The sequence below is a fragment of the Micromonospora sp. M51 genome, assembly GCF_018070305.1.
Lineage (GTDB): Bacteria > Actinomycetota > Actinomycetes > Mycobacteriales > Micromonosporaceae > Micromonospora > Micromonospora parva.
Genome location: NZ_JAGPXZ010000346.1, coordinates 1 through 6,232 on the forward strand (window position 1 = coordinate 1; position 6,232 = coordinate 6,232).

A 6,232-nucleotide genomic window follows, 5' to 3' on the forward strand; every position below is an offset into this window, starting at 1 on the left:
CCCGCCCAGTTCCGTCAGGGTACGCCCGCCGGCCCTCCGAACACGCGTCGACGAGGTCGAAACCGGCCTCGTCGACGGCGGCCCGGACGACGGCGGTGTCCAGCGGCTGATCGCTGCTGACGGTGACCCGGCCGGAGGCAAGGTCGACCTGGACGTCTGACACGCCAGCGATGGCACCGACCTCGGCGCTCACCGCGCTGACGCAGTGCCCACAGGTCATGCCCTGCACCTGGTACGTCGTGTTGACCATCGGATCGTCTCCTTTACGGTACCGGTACCCGGTGGGGGTATCCAACCGGAACACGACCGTACCATACCCCCCAGGGGTACGCTATCCTGGTCGGCATGACCGCACCCACCCCGATCCGCGGATACACCGCCAGCAAGGACCAGCTGCTCGCGCGGCTCCGCCGCGTCGAGGGCCAGGTCCGGGGCATCGAGAAGATGGTCGACGACGACCGCTACTGCATCGACGTGCTCACCCAGATCTCCGCGATCCAGGCCGCCCTCGACAAGGTGGCCCTCGGGCTGCTCGACGGGCACGCCCGGCACTGCATGCACGAGGGCGCCGCCGAGGGCAGGGCCGACGAGATGGCCACCGAGATGATGGCGGCGGTCGGCCGGCTCATGAAGCGCGGCTGACGGGCGTCAGTCCGGCACGGGATAGAGACGGACCCGCCGCAGCAACTGCGCGTTGAGCGCCACCACGATGGTGGACGCCGACATCAGCACCGCGGCCACCGCCGGGCTCAACGTCACGCCGGCCCCGGCCAGCACCCCGGCGGCCAGCGGCAGCGCCACCACGTTGTAGCCGGCCGCCCAGGCCAGGTTCTGTCGCATCTTCCGGTACGACGCGCGGGACAGCCGGACCACCGCACCCACCCCGCGCGGGTCCGAGGACGCCAGCACCACCCCGGCGGACTCGATCGCCACATCGGTGCCCGCGCCGATGGCGATGCCCACGTCCGCTCGGGCCAGCGCCGGCGCGTCGTTCACCCCGTCGCCCACCATCGCCACCACCAACCCCCGCCGCTGCAGGTCGGCCACCCGATCGTCCTTCTCCGCCGGCAGCACCTCGGCGAAGACCTCGTCGACGCCGGGCCGGAACCCGAGGTCGGCGGCGACCGCCTCGGCCACCGACCGCGCGTCACCGGTGATCATGGCGATGGTGCGGACACCCTCGGCCCGCAGCTCGTCGACGGCGCGCCGGGCCTCCGGACGCACCTCGTCGGTCAGCGCGAACGCACCGAGCACGGCGTCCGGCAGCCGCACCAGGTGCAGCACCGCGGCACCCCGCGCCGACCACCGCCCGGTCGCCACCTCCAGCTCGGCCGGCAACGACACGTCCAGCTCCCGCAGCAGCGTCGGCCCGCCCACCGCGTACCGCGTACCGTCGATGGTCGCCTGCACCCCGCGGCCCGGCAGCGACCGAAATTCGGCGGCACGGGCCGGGCCGGTCGACCCGGCCGCCGCCACTATCGCCCGGGCCAACGGATGTTCGCTCTCCGACTCGACGCCGGCCGCGATCCGCAACACCTCGTCCCGCTCGACGCCAGGCACCGTCACCAGGTCGGTCACCCCGTGCTCGCCCCGGGTCAGGGTGCCGGTCTTGTCGAAGAGCACCGCGCCGACGGTCCGCATCCGTTCCAACGCCAGTCGGTCCTTGACCAGGATCCCGGACCGCGCGGCGAGCGCGGTGGAGAGCGCGACGACCAGGGGGATGGCGAGACCCAGCGCGTGCGGGCAGGCGATCACCAGGACGGTGACCGCACGGACCACCGCCTCGTCCGGCTGACCGAGCGCGGTCCAGACCAGCACGGTCAGCACGGCGGTGCCGGTGGCCAGGTAGAACAGCGCGGCGGCGAACCGGTCGGCCAGCAACTGGGCGCGCCCACCCGAGCCCTGCGCCTGCGCGACCATCCGCTGGATGCCGGCGAGGGCCGTCTGCTCACCCACCGCCTCGACGCGTACCCGGATCGCCGAGTCGGTGGCGACGGTGCCGGCCACCACCCGGTCGCCCGTCGACCGGACGACCGGTCGCGACTCGCCGGTGATCATCGACTCGTCCAGCTCGGCGCCGCCCTCGACGACCCGACCGTCCGCCGGCACCCGACCTCCCGGCCGGACCAGCACCACGTCGCCGATCCGCAGACCGGCCACCGGCACCGCCTCGACCCGACCGTCCGCCGCCACCCGTTCGGCCTCGTCCGGTAGCAGCGCGGCCAACGCCGCCAGCGCCCCCCGGGCCTGCCCGATGGCCTTCATCTCCTGCCAGTGCCCGAGCAGCATGATGGTGACCAGCGCGGCCAACTCCCACCAGAAGTCCAGGTCGAACGCGCCGACGCTGGTCGCCAGGGACGCGGTGTAGGCGACGGTGATCGCCATCGCGACCAGCAGCATCATCCCCGGCGCCCGGTCCCGCACCTCCCGGACCGCGCCGACCAGGAACGGCCAACCGCCCCACCAGAACACCACCGAGCCGAGCACCGGGCCCACCCAGGACCGGCCGGGCACGTCGTCCAAGGCCAGGCCCAGCTGGTCCGACACGAGATGACTCGTCAGCACCACCGGGACGGTCAACACCAGGCAGACCCAGAACCGGCGGCGGAACATCGCCGGATCGTGCCCGGCGTGCTTGTCGTGCCCGGAATGATCGGAATGCCCGGCGGGCCTCTCGTGCGGCATCGGTCCGGCGTGCCGATGGTCGGGGTCGGACGGCGACGGAGCGGGCATAGCTCCAACATGCCGGTCCGAGGGCCGCCACGCGAGCGATTCGGCCACCGACACTCCGCCACGACCTGCGACCCCGCCACGGGCTGGCTAGCATCTCCCCCGATGACCCTCCGGATGCCGCCGCACAGTCGGGCACTGTCGCCGCCACGACGTGACGTCGGCTCCGACCGGCCGGGCCGAGCACTGACCGTCCGTGATCAAGCGGTCGTCAGGCAGCGAATCGTCCCGCCGACCGCCGCGTTTCCACCGAAACGGTGAACCGCCCGGCTCGCTGACCCGTACCCCGCACCGGATCGTTGGGAGTCTCGCCTTGGGTTCCGACCACACCCGCCCGGCTCCGTCCGCCCCACCGAGGGTGCGACGGATCCTCGTCGTGACGGTGGTACCCCTCTTCGTCGCCACCGTGCTCGCCGCGGTGCTGCTCTGGCCGCGCGGCGGGTCACCGCAGACCGACGGCGGCGCTGACGTGCCGCGCTACCCCGGCACTGTCACCCGGGTGGTGAACGAGCCATGCCCGCCGGCGGCGTCGGTCCCCGAGGGCACCCCGAGGGTCGGCAACGGACGGTGCGGCACCGTCGACGTCCGGGTGGACGACGGGCCGACCGCCGGCCAGCAGGTACGGACGCCGGTGCCGGACGGGCCCGGCGCACCCCGGGTCGAGGTCGGCGACGAGGTCATCCTGGTCGAGCTGACCGATCCCACCGATCCCAGCACCAGCAACTGGAACATCGCCGAACACCAACGCGGCACCCCGATGATCTGGCTGGCGGTGGTCTTCGCGGCCGCGATCGTCGCATTCGGTCGGTGGCGGGGTCTGGCCGCGCTCGCCGGACTGGCCGCCAGCTTCGCCATCCTGCTCACCTTCGTGCTCCCGGGTATCGGTGCCGGCAGGTCACCCCTGCTGGTGGCGGTGGTCGGCGCGGCCCTGATCATGTTCGTGGTGCTCTATCTGACGCACGGGGTCACCGCACAGACCTCGGTCGCCGTGCTCGGCACCCTGGGCAGCCTGGTGCTGACCGGCGTACTCGCCACCATCGCCACGGCCGCCACCCACCTCACCGGCTTCGGCAGCGAAGACGCCACCACCCTGTCGATGTTCCAGGGCGACGTCGACCTGCACGGACTGCTGCTCGCCGGGATCATCATCGGATCGCTCGGGGTGCTCGACGACGTGACGGTCACCCAGGCGGCCACCGTCACCGAACTGGCCAACGCCAACCCCGGCCTCACCCGGTTGCAGCTGTACCGGGCGGCCACCCGCGTCGGCCGCGCGCACATCGCCTCCACTGTCAACACCATCGTTCTGGCGTACGCGGGCGCGTCGCTGCCCCTGCTGCTCCTGCTCACCGCCGACGCGCGACCGATCGGGCAGATCCTCACCAGTGAGTTCCTCGCCCAGGAGATCGTCCGCAGCGCGGTCGCCACCCTCGGTCTGATCGCCGCCGTGCCGCTGACCACCGGGCTGGCCGCGGTGGTGACCGCCGCCGGGCGTACCGACGCCGTGCCGCCGGCCGACGCTCCCGCCGCGCGCCCCCAGCCGGACCGCAGCGAGGCACTCGCCGCCCTCAGCTCACCGCGAACGGCCGGCTCCAACAAGCCGGACCGGCAGCGGGCCGCACCCCCACCCGAGGCCGCCGACCGGTGGCCGGAGTCGAACAGGAGCACGGATACGGCATGGTGACACTCCTCAGCGTGACCAGATCGGGCAACCACCCTGAGAACCACGTCACTGGTCACTCAACGCTATGGCGAAATGACGCTTTTGGTCGGCATCCAGGCGTAGCTCAGCCGGTCGACTCTCGGGTAACCTCGCTGCCGGTCACCGATGAAGGCGCGAAGCGGCGCCTGCGGTGCCACCGCCCAATCGCCAACCGGCGAGCCGGGGACCCAGGTACGTGGGGTGAATCCGCGTCAGCGGTAGGGGCCGCTTCCGCCCCGAACCCGTCAGCTAACCCGGTCGGCGGTCGACGGAAGGGAACATTGTGACGGCACCCCTACGCCGCTGGTTGACACCCGTGGTGGCCGTGATCGCCGCACTGACCGTGTTCGCCGGGCCACTCCCGGCGCACGCCGCCCCGACGAACCCCACACCGTCCGGGCACGAGGAGGACGGCGAGCCCAAGCTGCTCAACGACGTCATCGAGCAGGCCAACCGCGACTACTCCGCCGCCAAGTCCAAGCTGGACAAATCCAAGAAGCGGCAGAGCGAGTTGGCGGCCGAGGTCGACCGGGCCAACGCCGACCTGGCCGCACTGGCCCCGCAGGTCGGGCAGATCGCCGCCCAGGCCTACCGGACCGGCCGGATCGGCGCGATCGCGATGCTGCTGGAGAGCGACGCCCCCGACTCGTTCGTCCAGCGCGCCGCGGTGCTCGACGAGATGAACATGGTCAACGAGAAGAAGCTCTCCGAGGTCAACGAGGTGAAGGCCCGCGCCGAGCAGGCCAAGCTGGCCCTCGACACCGAGGTCCGCGAGCAGCAGAAGCAGACCGCCCTGATGGCGAAGCGGAAGAGCGAGGCCGACAAGGCGCTCTCCCTCGTCGGCGGCAAGGGCTTCACCGGCGGCCTGGTGGACGCCACCTCCCCGGTCGCGAAGATCGGCCCGGGTCGCACCGCCGACGGCGACTGGAAGCCCCAGTCGTGCAGCGAGAACGACCCCACCACGTCCGGCTGCGTCACCCCCCGCACGCTGCACGCGTACAAGGAGGTCAAGCGGGCCGGCTTCAACCGGTTCGTCGGCTGCTACCGCCCCGGCGGGCCGTGGGAGCACCCGAAGGGCCGCGCCTGCGACTGGTCGCTGCAGAAGAGCGGCTTCTCCCCGTGGCACAACAACGACACCCGGACGTACGGCAACAACGTCGCCGCGTTCCTCATCCGTAACGCCGACCGGCTCGGCATCTACTACGTGATCTGGAACCGGCAGATCTGGTTCCCGGCCACCGGCTGGAGTTCGTACAGCGGGCCGTCGAACCACACCGACCACGTCCACATGTCGCTGCTCTGACCCGTACGACCCCGGTTGAGGGCCGTTCCGCGTGACGCGGAGCGGCCCTCGTCATGTCACACGGTGGCAGGGGCAGCCGGGTCGGCCGGGGTGTCCAGCGTCGCGAAGCCAGCCGGCACGGCGGCAACCGGGCGCACCGCCCCGGCGGCCAGCCGGTAGGACATCCCCACCACCGCGCACCGCCCCCGGGCCACCTCGTCGGCCAGCACCGGGGACTGCCCGAGCAACGTCTCGACGGTCTGTGCGATGTGGATGTCGACGATGCCGTCGATGTCGTCCACGCCCTCGGCCTCGGCCCGGCGCAGGCTGGGCAGCACGGCGTCGACCACCGCGCCCAGGTGGCCGCTCGGCGCGGTGCCGGTCGCGGCGGACTCCCGGGCGGCCTGCACCGCACCGCACAGGTCGTGACCGAGCACCACCACCAGCGGAGTGCCGAGCACTGTCACCGCGTACTCGACGCTGCCGAGCACCTCCGGGCCGGCGGTGTGCCCGGCCGT

General features: G+C 72.3%; 6 protein-coding genes and 1 riboswitch. Of the genes, 3 read left to right on the forward strand and 3 right to left on the reverse strand.

Annotated features, from left to right (window positions below; genetic code table 11):
• A partial coding sequence (locus KBX53_RS18850) for a heavy-metal-associated domain-containing protein (protein WP_210860705.1) occupies positions 1-250 on the reverse strand: 250 nt, incomplete at its 3' end.
• A 95-nt stretch (positions 251-345) separates the two neighbouring features.
• Between KBX53_RS18850 and KBX53_RS18855 the strand changes: the two genes are divergently transcribed.
• Positions 346-642, forward strand: coding sequence for a metal-sensitive transcriptional regulator (locus tag KBX53_RS18855; RefSeq protein WP_030329541.1), 297 nt, complete (start codon positions 346-348; stop codon positions 640-642).
• A 6-nt stretch (positions 643-648) separates the two neighbouring features.
• Here the strand turns inward: KBX53_RS18855 and KBX53_RS18860 are convergent, their stop codons facing one another.
• Positions 649-2,685, reverse strand: a complete 2,037-nt coding sequence (locus tag KBX53_RS18860; protein WP_030329543.1) for a copper-translocating P-type ATPase — start codon at positions 2,683-2,685, stop codon at positions 649-651.
• 358 nt (positions 2,686-3,043) lie between these two features.
• Here KBX53_RS18860 and KBX53_RS18865 point away from each other — a divergent pair, with 358 nt between their 5' ends.
• Both KBX53_RS18865 and KBX53_RS18870 read left to right on the forward strand, forming a co-directional pair.
• On the forward strand, positions 3,044-4,414 hold the full coding sequence (locus tag KBX53_RS18865) for a YibE/F family protein (RefSeq protein WP_210860706.1): 1,371 nt from the start codon (positions 3,044-3,046) through the stop codon (positions 4,412-4,414).
• A 166-nt stretch (positions 4,415-4,580) separates the two neighbouring features.
• Positions 4,581-4,711, forward strand: a riboswitch (cyclic di-AMP (ydaO/yuaA leader).
• A gap of 4 nt (positions 4,712-4,715) precedes the next feature.
• The gene (locus KBX53_RS18870) at positions 4,716-5,735 is read left to right on the forward strand and encodes a hypothetical protein (RefSeq protein WP_030329547.1); all 1,020 of its coding nucleotides are present in this window, start codon (positions 4,716-4,718) and stop codon (positions 5,733-5,735) included.
• A 56-nt stretch (positions 5,736-5,791) separates the two neighbouring features.
• On the opposite strand, the gene KBX53_RS18875 is transcribed toward KBX53_RS18870, so the two are convergent.
• On the reverse strand, positions 5,792-6,232 hold a 441-nt coding region (locus tag KBX53_RS18875), incomplete at its 5' end, for a carbonic anhydrase (protein ID WP_210860708.1).